15 protein-coding genes are annotated in these 17718 nt (G+C 59.3%); 2 read left to right on the top strand and 13 right to left on the bottom strand.

The window, feature by feature from the left end:
* Positions 1 to 13 precede the first annotated feature (13 nt).
* The 13 genes from FHT85_RS04100 to FHT85_RS04160 all read right to left on the bottom strand — a co-directional run bounded on the left by FHT85_RS04100 (position 14) and on the right by FHT85_RS04160 (position 15884).
* Positions 14 to 835, bottom strand: coding sequence for an urease accessory protein UreD (locus FHT85_RS04100; RefSeq protein WP_112411493.1), 822 nt, complete (start codon positions 833 to 835; stop codon positions 14 to 16).
* A gap of 310 nt (positions 836 to 1145) precedes the next feature.
* Positions 1146 to 2117, bottom strand: a complete 972-nt coding sequence (locus FHT85_RS04105; RefSeq protein ID WP_112411492.1) for a 2-hydroxyacid dehydrogenase — start codon at positions 2115 to 2117, stop codon at positions 1146 to 1148.
* Between the two features lie 147 nt (positions 2118 to 2264).
* Entirely contained in the window at positions 2265 to 3386 is a 1122-nt protein-coding gene (locus tag FHT85_RS04110; RefSeq protein ID WP_015340842.1) for a branched-chain amino acid ABC transporter substrate-binding protein, read from the bottom strand.
* A gap of 185 nt (positions 3387 to 3571) precedes the next feature.
* Positions 3572 to 3925, bottom strand: coding sequence for a DUF6867 family protein (locus tag FHT85_RS04115; protein ID WP_112334918.1), 354 nt, complete (start codon positions 3923 to 3925; stop codon positions 3572 to 3574).
* Between the two features lie 24 nt (positions 3926 to 3949).
* Positions 3950 to 4678, bottom strand: coding sequence for an ABC transporter ATP-binding protein (locus FHT85_RS04120; protein ID WP_112334919.1), 729 nt, complete (start codon positions 4676 to 4678; stop codon positions 3950 to 3952).
* Entirely contained in the window at positions 4678 to 5550 is an 873-nt protein-coding gene (locus tag FHT85_RS04125; protein WP_112334920.1) for an ABC transporter ATP-binding protein, read from the bottom strand. The genes FHT85_RS04120 and FHT85_RS04125 overlap by 1 nt, the downstream gene beginning before the upstream one ends.
* Positions 5550 to 6974, bottom strand: a complete 1425-nt coding sequence (gene livM / locus FHT85_RS04130; protein WP_112399200.1) for a high-affinity branched-chain amino acid ABC transporter permease LivM — start codon at positions 6972 to 6974, stop codon at positions 5550 to 5552. Before livM ends, FHT85_RS04125 begins: the two co-directional genes overlap by 1 nt.
* Positions 6975 to 6978: 4 nt before the next feature.
* Positions 6979 to 7881: a branched-chain amino acid ABC transporter permease gene (locus tag FHT85_RS04135; RefSeq protein ID WP_112334922.1), complete on the bottom strand. Its 903-nt coding sequence runs from the start codon at positions 7879 to 7881 to the stop codon at positions 6979 to 6981.
* A 304-nt stretch (positions 7882 to 8185) separates the two neighbouring features.
* On the bottom strand, positions 8186 to 10612 hold the full coding sequence (locus FHT85_RS04140; protein ID WP_112411491.1) for an FAD-dependent oxidoreductase: 2427 nt from the start codon (positions 10610 to 10612) through the stop codon (positions 8186 to 8188).
* A gap of 216 nt (positions 10613 to 10828) precedes the next feature.
* Positions 10829 to 11383 carry a sarcosine oxidase subunit gamma gene (locus FHT85_RS04145; RefSeq protein WP_112411490.1) on the bottom strand — a complete coding sequence of 185 codons (555 nt, stop codon included), beginning with the start codon at positions 11381 to 11383 and terminating at the stop codon, positions 10829 to 10831.
* Positions 11384 to 11390: 7 nt separating this feature from the next.
* A complete protein-coding gene (locus FHT85_RS04150) occupies positions 11391 to 14348 on the bottom strand; it encodes a sarcosine oxidase subunit alpha family protein (RefSeq protein WP_112411489.1) in 2958 nt (985 codons plus the stop codon).
* Positions 14345 to 14620: a sarcosine oxidase subunit delta gene (locus FHT85_RS04155; protein ID WP_112334927.1), complete on the bottom strand. Its 276-nt coding sequence runs from the start codon at positions 14618 to 14620 to the stop codon at positions 14345 to 14347. The genes FHT85_RS04150 and FHT85_RS04155 overlap by 4 nt, the downstream gene beginning before the upstream one ends.
* Positions 14621 to 14633: 13 nt before the next feature.
* The gene (locus FHT85_RS04160; RefSeq protein ID WP_015340853.1) at positions 14634 to 15884 is read right to left on the bottom strand and encodes a sarcosine oxidase subunit beta family protein; all 1251 of its coding nucleotides are present in this window, start codon (positions 15882 to 15884) and stop codon (positions 14634 to 14636) included.
* A gap of 327 nt (positions 15885 to 16211) precedes the next feature.
* Here FHT85_RS04160 and cysQ point away from each other — a divergent pair, with 327 nt between their 5' ends.
* Both cysQ and FHT85_RS04170 read left to right on the top strand, forming a co-directional pair.
* The gene (cysQ, locus tag FHT85_RS04165; RefSeq protein ID WP_112334928.1) at positions 16212 to 17006 is read left to right on the top strand and encodes a 3'(2'),5'-bisphosphate nucleotidase CysQ; all 795 of its coding nucleotides are present in this window, start codon (positions 16212 to 16214) and stop codon (positions 17004 to 17006) included.
* A gap of 301 nt (positions 17007 to 17307) precedes the next feature.
* Positions 17308 to 17583 carry a DUF1153 domain-containing protein gene (locus tag FHT85_RS04170; RefSeq protein WP_004107124.1) on the top strand — a complete coding sequence of 92 codons (276 nt, stop codon included), beginning with the start codon at positions 17308 to 17310 and terminating at the stop codon, positions 17581 to 17583.
* Positions 17584 to 17718 lie beyond the last annotated feature (135 nt).

Here is a 17718-nt window from a genome sequence, read left to right on the forward strand (position 1 = left end):
CTGTTTGCTCAATTTACAGATTCCAGACTTTCGGCACAGGCGCACCGTCGCGCAAGGCGGAAATGATCGGGATGAGGATTTTTCTGAGCGCGAAGCCATCGGCGGCAACAAGCCGCACGACAAGCTTCTCACCCCAATGGCTGGCACCCCCCATATGGGTTTCGAGGAGCGGCCTGATCCGGCCGAGATAAGTCTCGGCCAGCGGCCCGACATAAAGCAAGGTCGCAAAAGCGACCTGACCGTCCAGCACAGCCATCTTCGCCGTCAATGCAGCCACATCGCCATCCAGACACAGTTCCTCGGCATGAACCAGCCGTCCGCCGCGGCGTATGCGCCAGCGATCGCGAAACAGTCCCTGCTCCATCGTCTCGCCCATGGCTTTGCGGCCAAGCAGGATCGCCTCGACGGCAAGGAACTCGGCCGCATCGTCAAGCTCGACATTCAACGTCCGCGAAAGCGAGGCGCGGTCGAACAGGATGGTCTCCTGCGGCAGCCAATCGACCCGGGCGCCACGGCCAACCTTAATGGACGTTTCGACCTCTGCCGTACCGGCCGAAGCCTTGTAGATCTTCTCGCAGGCCTGCGTGGTCACATCGATGCGTGTACCCGACGCGGCGGAAATGCTCCAATCCATACGGTCGCCGCCCGTCAAGCCGCCGGCCGTATTGATAATGACGGCCTCCATGGAATGATCGAAAGTTTCCGGCAGCCTGATCTTGGCCGCGCCCTCCTGAAAGAGCTCGGAAAGGCGCGTGCGGCCGCCAAGCGACTTCGCCGCAAGATGGCCGCGACCCCGCGCCCTCTGCGGTCTCGTCCCTGCCACCATCATTGCCATCAGCCTCTCCACGCATCGCATATGCCAAGTCCAGCCATTGAAGCCCGGCGAGCAATAAATGCAAGCAATTCCTGTGCCTTATTCGACGCCGTGCAATATTGGTCTTATATCAGCCGCATCAGCTGCATTTTTCGTCAAACGCTCAAAAGAAAGGCAAACCTCTGCAACGGATATGTTTGATCCTTGGCGCGGAGACGAGGCGCGTCAGTCTGGAGCAGTTCCAGCAAAAGTGCGAAGCGGTTTTGCGTTCGGAACTACATAAAGCAAGAGGATAGAGCGTTTCCGCGATTCGAAGAAAAGCGAAAATGCTCTAGATCACACGATCCGGTGGCTCGCGCCCGGCAAAGAAGGCTGTGACATTGTCCACCACCTTCATCCCCATGGCGGTGCGCGTCTCTTCAGTGGCGCTGCCGAGATGCGGCAGAAGCACGACGTTGTTCATCGCCCTCAACCGCTCGGGAACATGCGGTTCAGCTTCATAAACGTCGAGGCCGGCGCCGCGGATCGTCCCCCGCTCCAGTGCCGAAATCAGCGCTGCCTCGTCGACGACATCGCCTCTTGCGGTATTGATCAGGAAGGCCTCCGGTTTCATGGCCGCGAAACGGGCCACATTCATCAGGTGCCGGTTCTCGGCACCGCCTGGACAATGCAGGGAGACGAAATCGGAGACTTCCAGAACATCTTCTACGGTCTGCAACTGGACGGCGCCATAGCGAGCCGCCTCCATGGGATCGATGGCGGAGCGATTGTAGAAGACGACATCCATACCGAAGCCAAAATGGCAGCGCTGCGCGAAGGCACGGCCAATGCGGCCGAAGCCGATAATGCCGACGGTCTTGCCGGTCACTTTGGTGCCGACCAGATGTGTTGGCCGCCAGCCGCTCCAGGCGCCGGCCCTGACTTCACGCTCGCCTTCGCCGCCACGGCGCGCAACGGAAAGAAGGAGCAGCATGGCGATATCGGCCGTGCAATCAGTCAGCACACCGGGCGTGTTGGTGACGACCACGCCCTTCTGTTTTGCCGCGGCAATATCGATATGATTGAAGCCGACGCCGAAATTGCCGAGGATCTTCGTCCTGATCGCCTGACCTTCGAAAAGTGCTGCAGGAAGCTTGTCGGAAACGGTCGGCAGGACTGCATCATAGGCGAGCAGCGCCTCGCGCAGCTGCCCCGCGTCGAGCGCGATGTCATCCTTGTTCAACGTTGCGTCGAAACGCTCGGAAAGCACGGATTCGACCGCGGCCGGCCAGCGTCGGGTCACAAGAATACGGGGTTTGCTCATGCGGTCATCCTCCTGCCGATATCAGGCAGATTTAAAGCAGCCTTGGCTTGAAGAAAATGGCGAACCGATATCGCGAATATGAAAAAGCCCGGCCAGTGGCCGGGCTTCTCAGATCTTGCCTATGCCGGAAAACCGGCTTCACAAAGCTTACTTCGAGATTTCGTCGTAGTTGTACTTGCCGTCGGAACCCTTGGACCACTTGTACATGACGTAGTCCGGACGGGTGATGTCGCCCTTGGCGTTGAAGCCCAGATCGCCGATAGCGGTCTTGAACGGACCCTTTGCCTTCAGCGCATCGGCAACAGCCATCGGATCGTTGGACCCAGCAGCCTTGGCGGCGGCAGCGATAACCTGCAGAGCCGAGTAGGAGTAGAGCGTGTAGCCTTCCGGCTCGTAGCCGGCAGCGCGGAACTTGGCGACGAGATCGGCGGAAGCCGGGTTCTTGCGCGGATCCGGTGCGAAGGTCATCAACGTGCCGTCGACGGCGTCGCCGGCGATCGATGCCAGCTCGTTCGAAACGATACCGTCACCCGACATGAAGTGAGCCTTCACACCCTGGTCGGCCATCTGGCGCATGATGAGGCCAGCTTCCGTGTGCAGACCGCCGTAGTAGACGAAATCGACGCCAGCCTGCTTCATCTTGGCGATCAGGGCCGAGTAGTCCTTGTCGCCGGGGGTGATGCCTTCATAAACAACTTCCGTCACGCCGGCGGCGTTGAGGTTCTTCTTGGTTTCATCGGCCAGACCCTGACCATAAGGGGTCTTGTCGTGAACGACGGCAACCTTGGCGCCCTTGAAATTGTCGGCGATGTACTTGCCGGCAACTTCGCCCTGCTGGTCGTCACGGCCGCAAGTACGGAACGTGTTCCACAGGCCGCGTTCGGTGAACTTCGGATTCGTCGAAGCGGGAGTGATCTGCAGGATGCCGTTTTCAGCGTAGACTTCCGAAGCCGGAATGGAAACGCCCGAGTTGAAGTGACCGACGACGAACTTCACACCGTCAGCAACAAACTTGTTGGCGACCGAAACGCCCTGCTTGGCGTCGGAGACGTCGTCGCCGAGTTCGATCTTGATCTTTTCCCCGTTGATGCCGCCTGCAGCATTGATGTCGGCTGCTGCCTGTTCCGCACCCTTCTGAAGCTGCGCGCCGAACGCAGCATTCGGGCCCGTCAACGGACCGCCAACGCCAACAATGATATCGGCCTTCGCAGCGCCGCCGAAAGCGATCATCGCCGACAAAGCCACCGCCGACAGAAGATACTTCTTCATATTATTACTCCCAATTTTTAAGCGGGTTCCGTTTAATCTGCCCTGCGCGATACCCACCAATCATCACGCCGGTAACGCTTGCATTTCGAACTCTGGAAGCATGACCCTGCCCGTTCCCGTCTGTTTTTATGGGGCTGGATGACGCTCTTGGTTGTACGCAGACTGTGCCTAGTTTAGGCCCAGTGTCAATTCTTCTTCTTCCAAGAAAAGGCCGAGGTCTTTTCATAAAGCCAGTAGTAGTTATTCACCATCTGATCGGTACGACGATACCGGTATCCCGCGGTCGCAAATACGAGCAGAAGCACGACGTCGATGATGTAGATGGTGACGTCGAATACCGGGCCGTTGAACAGCGCATGGTGCAGAAACTGCAGCCCAAGGCCGATCAGAAAGCTGTAGACGACGACAATCGGATATGTTTCCCAGCCGGAAGCGACGGCGCGTCCTGCGCGCCACGCGGTCCAAAAACCCAGGATGACGATAACGGCACGAATGACCATGCGGCCGCCGGTATCGCTGTCGAAGAGAAGTCCCTGCATCTCAAATTCTCCGCGAAACGAAACTCAATGATGTCCGCCTTCGAGATAGGCGGCGCGCACTTCCGGATTGGCGAGCAGTTCCTTGCCCGAACCGCTCATCGTCACCCGGCCGTTGACCATCACATAAGCGCGGTCGGAAAGCTTCAGCGCCGCAAAGGCATTCTGCTCGACGAGGAATACGGTGAGCCCCTGGCTCTTGTTCAGAACCTTGATCGCTTCGAAGATGCCCTTCACGATCAGCGGTGCCAAGCCAAGCGACGGCTCGTCCAGGAGCAGCAGCTTTGGGCGCGCCATCAATGCACGACCGATCGACAGCATCTGCTGCTCGCCGCCGGAAAGCGTGCCGCCGCGCTGCGACTGACGCTCTTTCAGGCGCGGGAAAAGCGTGAAGATCTTCTCGACGTCCTCGTTGAAGTATTTGAGCTTGTCGAGGCTCGCGCCCATCTGCAGGTTTTCGTAGACGGTCATGCGCGGAAAGATGCGCCGCCCTTCCGGCGATTGCGCGATGCGAAGCCGCGCAATCTCGTGCGTCGGCATGCGCGTAATATCCTGGCCGTCGAAAGTGACCGATCCGGTACGAGCTTGAGGGCTGCCGCAGATCGTCATCATCAGCGTCGACTTGCCGGCGCCGTTGGCGCCGATCAGGCTGACGATCTCGCCACTGTTGACTTCGATGTCGACACCGGCAAGGGCGCGGATATTGCCGTAATAGGTTTCCACGCCCGCAACTTTGAGAAGTGGCTGCCCCGTCATCAATGTTCACCTTCCTGGAGGTGTTCGACTTCGGCAATCACCTCTTCCACTTCCTCATCCTCAACGCCCAGATAGGCAGCGATCACGCGAGGATCGTTCTTCACCTCATCCGGCGTACCGTCGGCAATCTTCTGCCCATATTCGAGGACGATGACATGGTCGGAAATTTCCATGACCACTGACATATCGTGCTCGATCAGCAGGATAGACGTACCGGTATCCTTGCGGATACTGCGCAGGAATTCGTTGAGAACCAGGGATTCGCGAGGGTTGAGACCGGCAGCCGGCTCGTCCAGGCAAAGCAGCTCCGGCCCCGTGCACATTGCGCGAGCGATTTCCAGGCGACGTTGCGCGCCATAGGGAAGATCGCCGGCCGGATCGTCAGCACGATCGATGAGATCGGCCTTCTCGAGCCAGAAGCGCGCAAGTTCGATCGCATTCTTCGCCTCGGAACGGTACGGACCGATGCCGAGCAGACCCAGGATCGTATAGCCGGAGGCGCGCATCAGCTTGTTGTGCTGCGCCACCAGCAGGTTTTCCAGCACGGTGAGGCCCGAAAACAGGCGGATATTCTGGAAGGTGCGCGCCACCTTGGCTTCACGCGTGATCCGGAAATCCGGAAGCCGTTCCAGGAGATATTCCTTACCGGTCTTCTGATGCAGGCTGATCATACCCATCGTCGGCTTGTAGAAGCCGGTGATGCAATTGAACACCGTTGTCTTGCCGGCGCCGTTCGGGCCGATCAGGGCGGTGATGTCACCGCGCTTTGCCTCGAAGGAGAAGTCGTTGATCGCCATCAGGCCGCCGAACTTCATCGACAGATGATCGACCTTCAGCAGAACGTCATTGGAGTTTGCGGTCACAGCGTTCATCAGCCGTGGCCCTCCTTGGTAAAGCTGCCGGAGACCGCTTTTCGCTCCTTGAGGAAGGCGGTCGGCTCACGCGTACCGACAAAGCCGCGCGGCTTGAAGATCATGACGACCACCATGGCGAGGCCGAAGATGAGCATGCGGTAGAGTTCCGGGGTGAAATCCGGGCCGAAGCCAGGAATAATTGTCGTGTCGCCCCAAACCAGGCCGGTCTTCAGGAAGCCCATATTACGCAGCGCTTCGGTGCCGCCGATCATGGCGATCGCCGCAATAGCGATGCCCTTCAGGGACCCCATGCCGCCAAGGACCACAATCGCCAGAATGATCGCGGATTCCAGGAAGACGAAGGATTCCGGCGAGACGAAGCCCTGACGCGCCGCGAAGAAAGAGCCGGCAAAGCCGCCGAACATGGCGCCGGTGGCAAAAGCCGTCAACTTCGTCGTCACCGTATTGATTCCGAGCGAGCGGCAGGCGATTTCATCCTCGCGCAACGCTTCCCATGCACGCCCGATCGGCATGCGGCGCAGCCGGATGGTGACATAAGCTGTCAGCATGCAGAGCAGCAGGATCACGTAGAACAGGAAGATCTTGTACCATGCCGACGAGATCGGCAGACCGAAACTACGGACGAAATTGTGCGGATCCTTGGTATCGAAGGTATAAAGACCAAAGAGCGATGCCTTGGTGATATTGGAGATGCCGAAGCTTCCCTGCGTCACATCGGTCCAGTTGGTCAGTACGATGCGGATGATTTCCCCGAAAGCGAGCGTCACGATCGCCAGGTAGTCACCCCTGAGGCGCAGCACCGGAAAGCCCAGGATCATCCCCCAAAGTGCGGCAAAAATGCCCGAAAGCGGCAGCAGCAGCCAAAAAGACAGGCCGAAATGCGTCGACAGCAGTGCATAGGAGTAAGCACCGACCGCATAGAAGGCGACATATCCCAGGTCAAGCAAGCCCGCGAGGCCAACGACGATATTCAGGCCCCAGGCAAGCATCACGTAGATGAGGATCTGGATGCCGAAATTGTCGACATAGGTCAGCGATCCCTGCGGACCGAGTATCGCAACGGCCGCCAGCGGATAGATGAGCAGCAGCAGGAGCCCGATCGTGTTGAAATGCCTGGCGGCGAAACTTTGTTCGCCCTCAACCCTCACGATCTTGGCCTTGGCGGCCTTTCTCGCCGCCAGATAAGGCTGGACGAAAACCGTCATGATGAAACGGCCGACGGTAGCGATCGCAACGATAGTCGCAAGAAGACCCCAGCGCTGCACGATGACCAGCTTATTGTCAATATTCTGATCGGTCTTGAGACCGATATAGAGGACGAACATGCCGAAGGATATGACCGCGGTCCAGAGGGCGTCCGTAATCCCCTTCTGGACAAGGCCGGGTGCGGTCTTGCCTGCAACGAAGTTTGAATTTGCCATGGCGTTATACCTTTTCGACTTCCGGCCGGCCGAGAATACCCGTCGGCTTGAAGATCAGCACGTAGGCCAGGATACCGTATGTCGCGACATCCTTATACGCGATGGGAAAATTGCCCGACCAGAACGACTCGATGAAGCCGATCATCAGACCGCCGAGAACAGCGCCCGGCAGCGAGCCGATGCCACCCAGAACCGCCGCCGTGAAGGCTTTGACACCCGGCACGAAACCATCCGTGAAGTTCGCAACGCCATAATACATCAGATACATCGTACCGGCGACGGCAGCGAGCGCCGCACCCATGATGAAGGTGATGGAAATGGTCCGGTCGACATTGATACCGAGCAGCGCCGCCATCTTGCGGTCCTGCTCGGTCGCGCGCTGAGCACGCCCGAGCGCCGTCTTGTTGACGATGTACCAGAATGCGGCGAGCAGCACGACGGTGATGATGAAGATGATGATCTGCTTCAGGGACAGCGAGATCCCGCCGAAATTGTAGACATCGCCCACGAGCGTCGGGATCGGCTTGTTGCGCGGGCCCTGTGCAACCTGGATGAAGTTCGACAGAACGATCGACATACCGATTGCCGTGATCAGCGGCGCGAGGCGGAACGAGCCGCGTAGCGGCCGATAGGCAACGCGCTCGATCACCCAGTTCCAAAGGCTCGTCATCAGCATGGCGACGATCAACATCACCAAAAGCAGGATGGCAACCGGCAGGCCGGCAAACAGCGAAATCAGAACGAGATAGGTGATAAGAGCGGCAAAGCCGCCAAGCATGAAAACATCACCGTGGGCAAAATTGATCATGCCGATGATGCCGTAGACCATGGTGTAACCAATGGCGATCAGGCCGTAGATCGACCCGAGAGTCAGCCCGTTTAAGAGCTGCTGGATAAAATAATCCATATGTCATTTCCCCTGGATGCGGCGTCATACGATCGCATCTCTTATTACTTTTTTAGGTTCCTTCTGGAGGCCTATGGCCGCGATTCCATACTGGTTTCGAAAGAAATGTGAAGCCAAAAAGGCGAGAAATTGACAAATTCTTTTCAAATCGCGGTGCACTGATGCGAATTCGACCAAAAATGACACGAAAGCGGCAGTCCGTGGCTCAAAATTAGCCAAAGCCGCCTCTTGCCGCTCCCAAATTGAAAAGCTCTCGTCAGCGGCAGGTCGTGCGTGATCTACCGCTGCCTTGTGAAGGCGCTCTTCAGGCGCGCATGCGGGCGCCGTCTGCATCGAACAGCGGTTCGACTTGAAGCCTTGCCGGCAGAAGCTCGCCGAGCAATTCGATCGCCCAGCCCTGCGTCTCGTCGGCGATCTCCTTCGGCACATAGCCGATTGCAACGGAAAGGCCGGAAGCGTGCGCGTATCCGCCCGAGGTCACCCAGCCGCAAACCGCGCCCTTGTGATAAATGGGCTCGTCGCCGATGACGTCGGCATCCTTTGGGCTCAGAATGAACGTGCACAGCCGCAAGGTTCCGCCTTCCGCCTTCTCCTTGGCGGCAGCCGCCTTGCCGATAAAATCGGCCTCCTTGGACAGAGCCACGAATCGATTGAGGCCGGCCTCGAACGGCCCGTAGAGCGGCCTGTATTCGCGCGCCCAACTGCCGTAGGATTTGTCGAGACGCAGTGCATTGAGCGCTCTCAACCCAAAGAGCCGGATGTCGAACTCGGCGCCCTCCTGCATCAGTAGGTCGAAAATGTAGCGCTGGTACTCCGGTTTCATCCAGATCTCATAGCCGAGATCGCCCGTATAGGAGACGCGGCCGACGATGGCAGGCGCCATGCCGATATCCATGCGGCGGATCGACATGAAGGGGAAGGCGGCAGTGGAAAGATCCTGATGGGTCAGCTTCTGCAGCAGTTTACGAGCATTCGGGCCGGCGATCGAAAGACCGAGAAGCGAAAGACCGAGTGCATTCAGTTCGACCGAACCGTCCTTGGGCAGGAGGCTTTCGAACCAGCGCATGTGATAGGCTTCGGCAATGCCGGAGCCGATGAGAAGGAAATCTTCCTCGCCGAGCTTGGCAAGCGTGAAATCGCCGATCAGCTTACCATCATGTTTCAACATCGGCGCCAGTGTCATTCGGCCCACGGCCGGAATGCGGCAGGTCAGCAGCGTGTCGAGGAAAGCTTCCGCTCCCGGCCCCTTGACCGAATATTTGGCAAAACCCGACGTTTCCATCAGGCCGACGCTCTCGCGCACCGCCTTCGCTTCTGCGCCGACGACGTCGAAATCGTTGGAACGCCGCCACGAGAATTGATCCACTTCGCCCTGCGGAGCAAACCACAGCGCCTGCTCAAGGCCATAGTAAGCGCCGAAGACGCCCCCGGCTTGCTTCAGCTTGTCGTAGATCGGCGTCGTCAGCAGCGGACGTGCCGCCGGCAGCTCCTCGTTCGGATAGCGGATCGAGAAGCGGCGGGTGTAGTTCTCGCGCACCTTGGCATTGGTATAGGCAAGCGTCGCGTAGTCGCCATAGCGGGAAACGTCCATGGCGAAGACGTCGAAGCCCGGATCGCCGTAGATCATCCAGTTGGCCAGCGCCAATCCGACGCCGCCGCCCTGGCTGAAGCCGGCCATGACGGCACAGGCCGACCAATAGTTCCTCAAGCCACGGACAGGGCCGACAAGCGGGTTGCCGTCGGGCGAGAAGGTAAACGGACCGTTGATGATCTTCTTGATGCCCGCATTGTTGAATGCCGGGAAATGGCGGAAGCCGACTTCCAGTTCCGGCGTGATGCGCTCGATATCCTCGGCGAGCAGTTCGTGACCGAAATCCCAAGGCGTCGTTAGCGGCGACCATGGACGGCAGGCCTTTTCGTAGGTGCCCATCAACATGCCCTGCCGCTCCTGGCGCAGATAGATCTCGCCATCGAAATCGACGCAGTGCATCAGTTCCTTGCCCGTCGTCTTGTTGAAGTCGATGACCTCGGGCATGTCCTCAGTGATCAGATACATGTGCTCCATGGCGAGCACCGGCAGCTCCAGCCCCACCATACGGCCGACTTCGCGCGCCCAGAGACCGGCGGCGTTGACCACATGCTCGGCGATGATCTCGCCCTGATTGGTGATGACGCGCCACGAGCCGTCTTCGCGCTGCACCAGCTCTTCCACCTTGGTGTGAAGGTAGATTTCCGCACCATTCTTCTTGGCGGAGCGGGCATAGGCATGCGTCGTGCCATAGGGATCGAGATGGCCTTCGACGGGATCGTAAAGCGCGCCGACGAACTGATCGGGATCGAGGAGCGGCATCATCTCGTGCGCTTCCTTCGGCGTCAGCAGCGTCGCTTCCAGGCCGTTGTAGCGCCCCTTGGCGAGAATGGATTTCAGCCAGTCGAAGCGCTGCGGGGTTGCCGCCAGCATCAGGCCGGAGGTGAGGTGCAGGCCGATGTCCTGGCCCGAATATTCCTCGATCTCCTTATAGAGCTCGACCGTATATTTCTGCAGCTTGGCGACATTCGGATCGCCATTGATCGTGTGCATGCCGCCGGCTGCATGCCAGGTCGAGCCGGATGTCAGCTCGGAGCGCTCGAGCAGCACCACATCGGTCCAGCCGAATTTCGTCAGGTGATAGAGCACCGAACATCCGACGACACCGCCACCGATGACGACGACCTTGGCATGGCTTTTCATTGGGGATCCCCTGTTTTCGGCACGAAGCCGCCGGGTGTCTTCCCGCGCGACCGACCGTATTTGAGAGGAACCCTAAAGGCTATCCGATAGCCCAAATAGCCCGAACTGCGAAACCGATATGTCTGTTTGCGCCATCGCAATTGTTCGGATCGCGCCATCGGCTATGGGCAGCGCAAGCCGGCTGCAAGCCATTCCATGTCCGCAACATAAGGCTTTTCAGTCAGCGAAACCGGCCGTGAGCGCGAACTCCCGTCCCATCTCCATGATCTCCTCGAAGACACTGCCGGCATAGGAGCGCGGCACGATGATTTCGAAGCGATCCGGACCGATGCGGGCAACGTTGGCGCTGACATGGCAGCACAGCATGTTGGCAGACTGCCCCTCGGCAAAGACCTGCGGATGCAGGTCGACGGCCACGCATTTGGCGAGGATGCGGCGGACGCTGGGCCCGGAAATGCGCAGCAGTACGCGGCCGTCGCTCTGCTCGAAGAAGGAAGCCCGGACTGGATCGAGGGTGAAAAGATCCCGCGCAAGGCTGTTGGCGCCGAGCGTGTCCGACACAACGAACCATTCCCTCGGCCCGACATCGCGAACCGATACGCCCTTCAGCACCTTCAGGCTTGCCAGAACGCCATCCTGGTCCCCGGCCCTTGCGAGCACGGAGAAGATCGCCGGACGACGCACGACGGCAAGGTGATTCGGATTTGCGGCAGCTTCGAAGCCGGAAATATGATCTTCCAGCACATGCCTGTTCTGAAACGCGACGCTCATCAATCCATCACCCCAAAAGCTTCTTGTTGTCGGGATCGACAAAGACCGGACTGCAGACCTCTGCCGCCACTTCTTCACCGCGCAATCCGTCCCAGACGACCACGCGCTCGCCGATGCGTTCCCGACCCGACTTCAGGAAAGCGAGTGCGATGGAATGACCGAGCGTCGGCGAGAAGCACGCCGAGGAGACATACCCCTGATCGTTCACGGTCGAAGGTCTCGCGCCCTCCTTCAAAATATGTGCACCGGCGAGAATTTCCTTAGCCGTATCGATGGGCTTCAGGCCGACAAGCTGGCCGCGGTCGGCAGCGGTCAGACCGAAGCGGGTCGACAGCCGCCTGCCGATGAAATCCGGCTTCTGCGTCGACATCATGCGGCCAAGCCCGACATCGTCAGGGGTCGTGCGTCCATCGAGCTCGTTATGGGTGACGTGGCCCTTCTCGATACGCAGCACGTTCAGAGCTTCGACGCCATAAGGACAGATGCCATGCGCCTTGCCTGCCTCTATGATGGCATCGGCGACCGCCTCGCCATAACCGGCCGGGACGGCAAGTTCGTAGGCCAGCTCGCCAGAGAAGGAGATGCGGAACAGACGTGCCCTAAGGCCACCCTTCAGCATGACCTCGGCAGCGGCAAGGAACGGAAAGAACGCGTCGGAAATATCGTCTTCCACGATCTGCTCCAGCACCAGCCGCGCCTTCGGGCCGGCAATCGCCATCTGCGCCCATTGATCGGACGAGGACACGAAGCGAACGTCCAGCTCCGGCCAAAGCGTCTGGGCTGCGAATTCCATATGCGTCATCACCTCGCCGGCCATCGCCGTCGTGGTCGTCATGAAGAAATGATCAGGCGTCAGCCGGCTCGTCGTGCCGTCGTCGAAGACCATGCCGTCTTCGCGCAGCATCAAGCCGTAGCGCGCCTTGCCGATCGGCAGTTTCAGGAAGGCGTTGGAATAGAGGCGATTGAGAAACTCCGCCGCATCCTTGCCGAAAATCTCGATCTTGCCGAGCGTCGACACGTCGCAGATCCCGACATTGTTGCGCACGGTCAGAACCTCACGGTCCACGCTGTCGCGCCAGCCCTTTTCGCCCTGCCGGGCAAACCAGGACGATCGATACCAGAGGCCAGCTTCGACAAAACTTGCGCCGTTCTTCTTCGCCCATCCATGCAGCGGCGATTCCCGAACCGGCTGCGCATGCTTGTCGCGCGCGGTTCCCGCCAGTGCACCAAAGGACACCGGCGTATAGAACGGTCTGAATGTCGTCGTGCCGACGGCCGCCGGGCTGACACCGCGCATGCCGGCGATAATGCCCGCGGCATTGACATTGCCGAGCTTGCCCTGATCCGTCGCCATCCCGCTCGTCGTGTAGCGCTTGGCATGTTCCACATGGCCGAAGCCTTCGCGCAAAGCGAGACCAAGATCCTTGGCGTGAACGTCGTTCTGGAAGTCGACGAATGCCTTGTCCTTCGCGCCCGGCACATGCCAGATCGCCGCGAAAGACGGGTCATATTCGCCCTCCACTTCGGGCAGTTCGGCCCCATGAGCCTTGCGGCCGAAACCTTCAACGATTTTTCGCGCTTTTTCCGCCCCGTCGGCAAGACAACCGGAAACGCTCTCGATGCCCGCAGCCGAGCCGGCAATCTCCAGCTCGCCGGAGACGATCGGCGCCATGAAGGCCTGCTTCTCGTCCGACCAGACCGGCTTGGCGCCTCGCTGGCAGGCAAGATGGATGATCGGCGACCAGCCGCCCGATATGGCCAGCGCGTCGCAGGTGATCAACTCATCCAGGCCGCCGCGGTCTGCAATGACACCGCTGATGCGATATTTGCCTTTGGTCGCGTGGACGCTTGCCGCATGAACCAAGCGCACGCCCTGGGGGACAGCATCGGCAGAAGCGGCGCGCGTATCGAGGATTGCCGAAATCTCGACGCCTGCCGCGGCGAGATCGGCCGCAGTCCGATAGCCGGAGCCACCATTGGTAAAGACCGCTACCTTCTGTCCGGCAACCACGCCATAGCGGTTGAGATAACTGCGCATGGCGCCCGCCATCATCACGCCCGGACGATCATTTCCGCCGAACACCAGCGGCCGCTCTTCGGCACCCGAGGCGAGAATGGCGCGCTTGGCGGCAATGCGCCACAGACGCTCGGCCGGCAAGTCGATCGATGGCATCGCCACATGTTTCTGCACCTTCTCGACGGCGCCGAAGACATTGTCGTCATACCAGCCGAACACGGTGGTACGCGGCATCAAGGTGACGTTCTCGAAGGTCTGTAGTTCCTCAAGGGTCGCCTGCACGAAAACGTCGGCAGAAGCACCGCCAATCGTCAGCTTTTCCGACAATAGCGAACCGCCAAGTCGAAAACCTTCGTCGGCCAATACGACACGCAGGCCTGCGCGGGCAGCGGTCAGAGCCGCCATTAACCCCGCCGGACCGGAGCCGATCACAAGCAAATCGCAATGAGCCCAGGCCTTTTCATAACGATCCGGATCCGCCTCCATGACCGCCTTGCCGAGGCCGGCAGCGCGACGGATAATCGGCTCATAGACCTTCTCCCAGAAGGCAGCCGGCCACATGAAAGTCTTGTAGTAGAAGCCGGCCCCCAGAAAGGGCGAGAGCAAACTGTTGACCGAGCCAAAATCATACTTCAGCGACGGCCAGCGGTTCTGACTCACCGCACTCATGCCCTGATAAAGCTCGGCGACAGTGGCGCGCGTATTGGGCTCGGTGCGCCCATCCTTGCCGATGGTGACGAGCGCGTTCGGCTCGGCCGAGCCCGCCGTCAAAATGCCGCGCGGCCTGTGATATTTGAAACTGCGCCCGACGAGCATCTGGTCATTGGCGAGCAGAGCGGCGGCGAGTGTGTCGCCCTCCAGCCCCTTCATCTCCTTGCCGTCGAACTGGAAGGAAAGCGGACGGCTGCGATTGACGAGACCGCCGGTCGACAGACGATAGGAGGTCATCGTGCCGCCTCCTTCGCCTTGTCCTCGGCATCGGTAACGGAAAAGACCTCATGGGTGACGTTGCTGCGCTTGACGACCAGCCAACGGCGACATCCGGCGCTATGGTGCCAATATTCCTCAATCCGGCCGCGCTCGTTGTCGCGGATGAAGACATAACGATTCCAGTCCTCATCCGGCGCCGTCGGCGCAGGACGAACGACGGAGGCGCCGCGAATGGAGAATTCTTCCTTGGGTCGCACGCCGCAATGCGGGCAGTTGATCAAGCTTGCCATTGGTATTGTGCCCTCAATGCAGGTTCGGCTGCGGACCCTTGCCGCCTTCGTCGATCGCAAAGCCGCGCTCGAAGCGGTCAAGACGCAGAAGGCGGCTGACATCGTGGCTTTCGCCCTTGGCAATCAGATGCGCGAAGCAGAAGCCCGAGGCCGGCGTCGCTTTGAAGCCGCCATAGTTCCAGCCGCAGTTCAGATAAAGATTTTCGATGGGCGTGCGATCGATGATCGGCGAACCGTCCATGCTCATATCCATGACGCCGCCCCAGGTACGCAGCACGCGCACGCGCGACAGGCCGGGAATGAGCGCCACCCCCTCCTCCATCGTGTGCTCGACGGTGGCGAGGTTTCCACGCTGGGCGTAGGAGCTGTAATAGTCGATATCGGCGCCGAAGACCAAGCCGCCCTTGTCGGATTGCGAGATATAGAAGTGGCCGGCACCGTAGGTGATGACGTTGTCGATGACAGGCTTCAACCCTTCGGAAACGAAGGCCTGCAGCACATGCGTTTCGATCGGCAGTTCCAGATCGGCCATATTGCCGAGGATCGACGTGTGGCCGGCAGCCGCAAGCGCCAGCTTGTTGCAGCCGATGAAGCCGCGATTGGTCTCGACGCCGGTGACGATGCCGTTTTCGCGGCGGATGCCGATCACCTCGCATTGCTGGATGAGATCGACGCCGCGGCTGTCGGCGCCGCGTGCATAACCCCAGGCGACCGCATCGTGCCGCGCCGTACCGCCGCGCCGCTGCAGGAGGCCTCCGAGGATCGGGAAGCGCGCATGGTCGAAGTTGAGGTAAGGCATCATCCGGCGGACCTGCTCGCGGTTGAGCAGTTCCGCATCGACGCCGTGCATGCGCATGGCATTGCCGCGCCGGGCATAGGCATCGCGCTGGCCATCGGAATGGAACAGGTTGACGATACCGCGCTGGGACACCATGGCATTGTAATTGAAATCCTGCTCCAGCCCTTCCCAGAGCTTCATCGAAAACTCGTAGAAGGGTTCGTTGCCGGGTAGCAGATAGTTGGAGCGGATGATCGTCGTGTTGCGGCCGACATTGCCGGAGCCGATGTAGCTCTTTTCCAGCACGGCGACATTGGTAATGCCGAATTCCTTGGCGAGGTAATAGGCCGTTGCCAGCCCATGCCCGCCGCCGCCGACGATGATCACGTCATAATGTGGTTTCGGCTCCGGCGTCCGCCACACCGGCTGCCAATGGCGATTGCCTGAAAACGCCTGTTTTAGAAGCTGATAAGCCGAATAACGCATGCATTCATCCCGATACTACCGGCGGCACATTCGCATATGCAATAAAAACGACAAGACCCGAAAGTACGAAAAAGCTTCGCAAACAGAACATGTTCTTTTCCGAATGCGCAGTGATGGACGGTGTCTGCTCTGAGAGGAATGCACTGCCAACCCGCGAAAAAGCCTGCATGTGAAACCCGCCACATGGAGCGCTGTTGCTAAGCCCTGGCGCAAGCGCTAAGGCAAACAAGCCGGCACATCGGAAATCTAAACTTCGCAATCGCAACTTCCTATATATAATGTCCGGAGAATTCAGGCGCGGATCGCGCGCGGAAGACGAAGAAGCACATGCTTGCAACATTTGAAAAGGCAGCGCTCGAAGCAGGAAAGGCCATTCTGGAGGTCTATCGTGCCGGCTATGCTGTTGCCTTGAAGCAGGACATGAGCCCCGTCACTCTGGCCGACGAACGCGCCGAAAACATCATCCTCAGGCACCTCGAACGCGATTTCCCCCATATCCCCGCCATTGCCGAGGAGCAGGTTGCCGCCGGCAAGATTCCGGACGTACGCGGCCGCGCCTTCTTTCTGGTGGACCCGCTCGACGGCACTAGGGAATTCATCGAACATCGTGACGAGTTCACCGTCAACATCGCCTATGTCGAGGATGGCATCCCCATCATCGGCATCGTCTATGCGCCGGCGCTCGGTGTCGCTTTTACCGGCGAGCCCGGCCGTGCCCGCAAACTGATCGTCGACGAGCAATTTTCCATTGCCGACCGCCTGACCATCGCCGTGCGCGAACCTCCGGCCAAGCTGACCGCGCTCGCCAGCCGCTGCAACAGCAACGCCAAGACCGAAGGCTTCCTCACGGACAATGCGGTTTCTGGCTGCACATCGATCGGTTCATCGCTGAAATTCTGCCTCCTGGCTGAGGGCAAGGCCGATGTCTATCCGCGCTTCGGCCGGACCATGGAATGGGATACGGCAGCCGGCGATGCCGTGCTGCGGGCGGCGGGCGGCAAGACGGTCACGATCGAAGGCCGCCTTTTGACCTACGGTAAGACTGACCAGAGCGAAGATGCCGATTTCGCCAATCCGCACTTCATCTGCTGGGGCGGACAGAAGCACAGCGTCTCGGCGTAAGTTTATTTTTGCAAGTAAAAACAGTTCTGAGGGCCGTTTCCGAGCCGGAGAACAGTAGAGCGCTTGCCGAGATTTCGGCCTAAAAGCGTAAGTTTTCACTGACGAAAAATCATAGAATAAATGCAATTTCCCCTGAAATAACAGGGGCTTCTGACCGTTTTGCTCAGGCGAAACATACGCAAATCAGCACTTCGCCACATTGATTAAAATTATTAGCAAAGTCTTACCATGTGCTTAGGCAATTTTTAAATGTGGCAAGCTAGAGTGCCACACGTGGTCTTGAGTGTGTGTAGAGAGTCCAATGACCGAAATGATACGTCCCCGAGTGAAGTATGTCATCGGCCCCGATGGCAGCCCGCTGACGATAGCAGACCTTCCGCCGCCGAATACGCGCCGCTGGGTCATTCGTCGTAAGGCAGAGGTTGTCGCCGCTGTGCGTGGTGGTCTGCTGAGCTTGGAAGAAGCCTGCGAACGTTATACGTTGACCGTCGAAGAGTTCCTCTCCTGGCAGTCGTCCATCAATACCCATGGCCTGGCTGGCCTCCGGACGACCCGCATACAGCAGTATCGCCACTGACAGCAGCGACAGCACCACCTTTATTTTACTTTGTGTTCGGGCCTCTTTTCTGAGAAAGAGGCCCGAATTATTTGTTGAAGTGCCGCCCCTAGCGTCCAGGCCGCGGAGCGCTAAGGGCTCGCCGGATCCGTATTT

This window comes from Rhizobium sp. BK312 (genome assembly GCF_014193605.1).
In the GTDB taxonomy this organism is placed as follows: domain Bacteria; phylum Pseudomonadota; class Alphaproteobacteria; order Rhizobiales; family Rhizobiaceae; genus Rhizobium.

Bases quoted from the DNA above. Each gene is read 5' to 3' on its own strand.
- FHT85_RS04100 (WP_112411493.1), bottom strand. From the start codon at position 835: ATGGCAATGATGGTGGCAGGGACGAGACCGCAGAGGGCGCGGGGTCGC.
- FHT85_RS04105 (WP_112411492.1), bottom strand. From the start codon at position 2,117: ATGAGCAAACCCCGTATTCTTGTGACCCGACGCTGGCCGGCCGCGGTC.
- FHT85_RS04110 (WP_015340842.1), bottom strand. From the start codon at position 3,386: ATGAAGAAGTATCTTCTGTCGGCGGTGGCTTTGTCGGCGATGATCGCT.
- FHT85_RS04115 (WP_112334918.1), bottom strand. From the start codon at position 3,925: ATGCAGGGACTTCTCTTCGACAGCGATACCGGCGGCCGCATGGTCATT.
- FHT85_RS04120 (WP_112334919.1), bottom strand. From the start codon at position 4,678: ATGACGGGGCAGCCACTTCTCAAAGTTGCGGGCGTGGAAACCTATTAC.
- FHT85_RS04125 (WP_112334920.1), bottom strand. From the start codon at position 5,550: ATGAACGCTGTGACCGCAAACTCCAATGACGTTCTGCTGAAGGTCGAT.
- livM (WP_112399200.1), bottom strand. From the start codon at position 6,974: ATGGCAAATTCAAACTTCGTTGCAGGCAAGACCGCACCCGGCCTTGTC.
- FHT85_RS04135 (WP_112334922.1), bottom strand. From the start codon at position 7,881: ATGGATTATTTTATCCAGCAGCTCTTAAACGGGCTGACTCTCGGGTCG.
- FHT85_RS04140 (WP_112411491.1), bottom strand. From the start codon at position 10,612: ATGAAAAGCCATGCCAAGGTCGTCGTCATCGGTGGCGGTGTCGTCGGA.
- FHT85_RS04145 (WP_112411490.1), bottom strand. From the start codon at position 11,383: ATGAGCGTCGCGTTTCAGAACAGGCATGTGCTGGAAGATCATATTTCC.
- FHT85_RS04150 (WP_112411489.1), bottom strand. From the start codon at position 14,348: ATGACCTCCTATCGTCTGTCGACCGGCGGTCTCGTCAATCGCAGCCGT.
- FHT85_RS04155 (WP_112334927.1), bottom strand. From the start codon at position 14,620: ATGGCAAGCTTGATCAACTGCCCGCATTGCGGCGTGCGACCCAAGGAA.
- FHT85_RS04160 (WP_015340853.1), bottom strand. From the start codon at position 15,884: ATGCGTTATTCGGCTTATCAGCTTCTAAAACAGGCGTTTTCAGGCAAT.
- cysQ (WP_112334928.1), top strand. From the start codon at position 16,212: ATGCTTGCAACATTTGAAAAGGCAGCGCTCGAAGCAGGAAAGGCCATT.
- FHT85_RS04170 (WP_004107124.1), top strand. From the start codon at position 17,308: ATGACCGAAATGATACGTCCCCGAGTGAAGTATGTCATCGGCCCCGAT.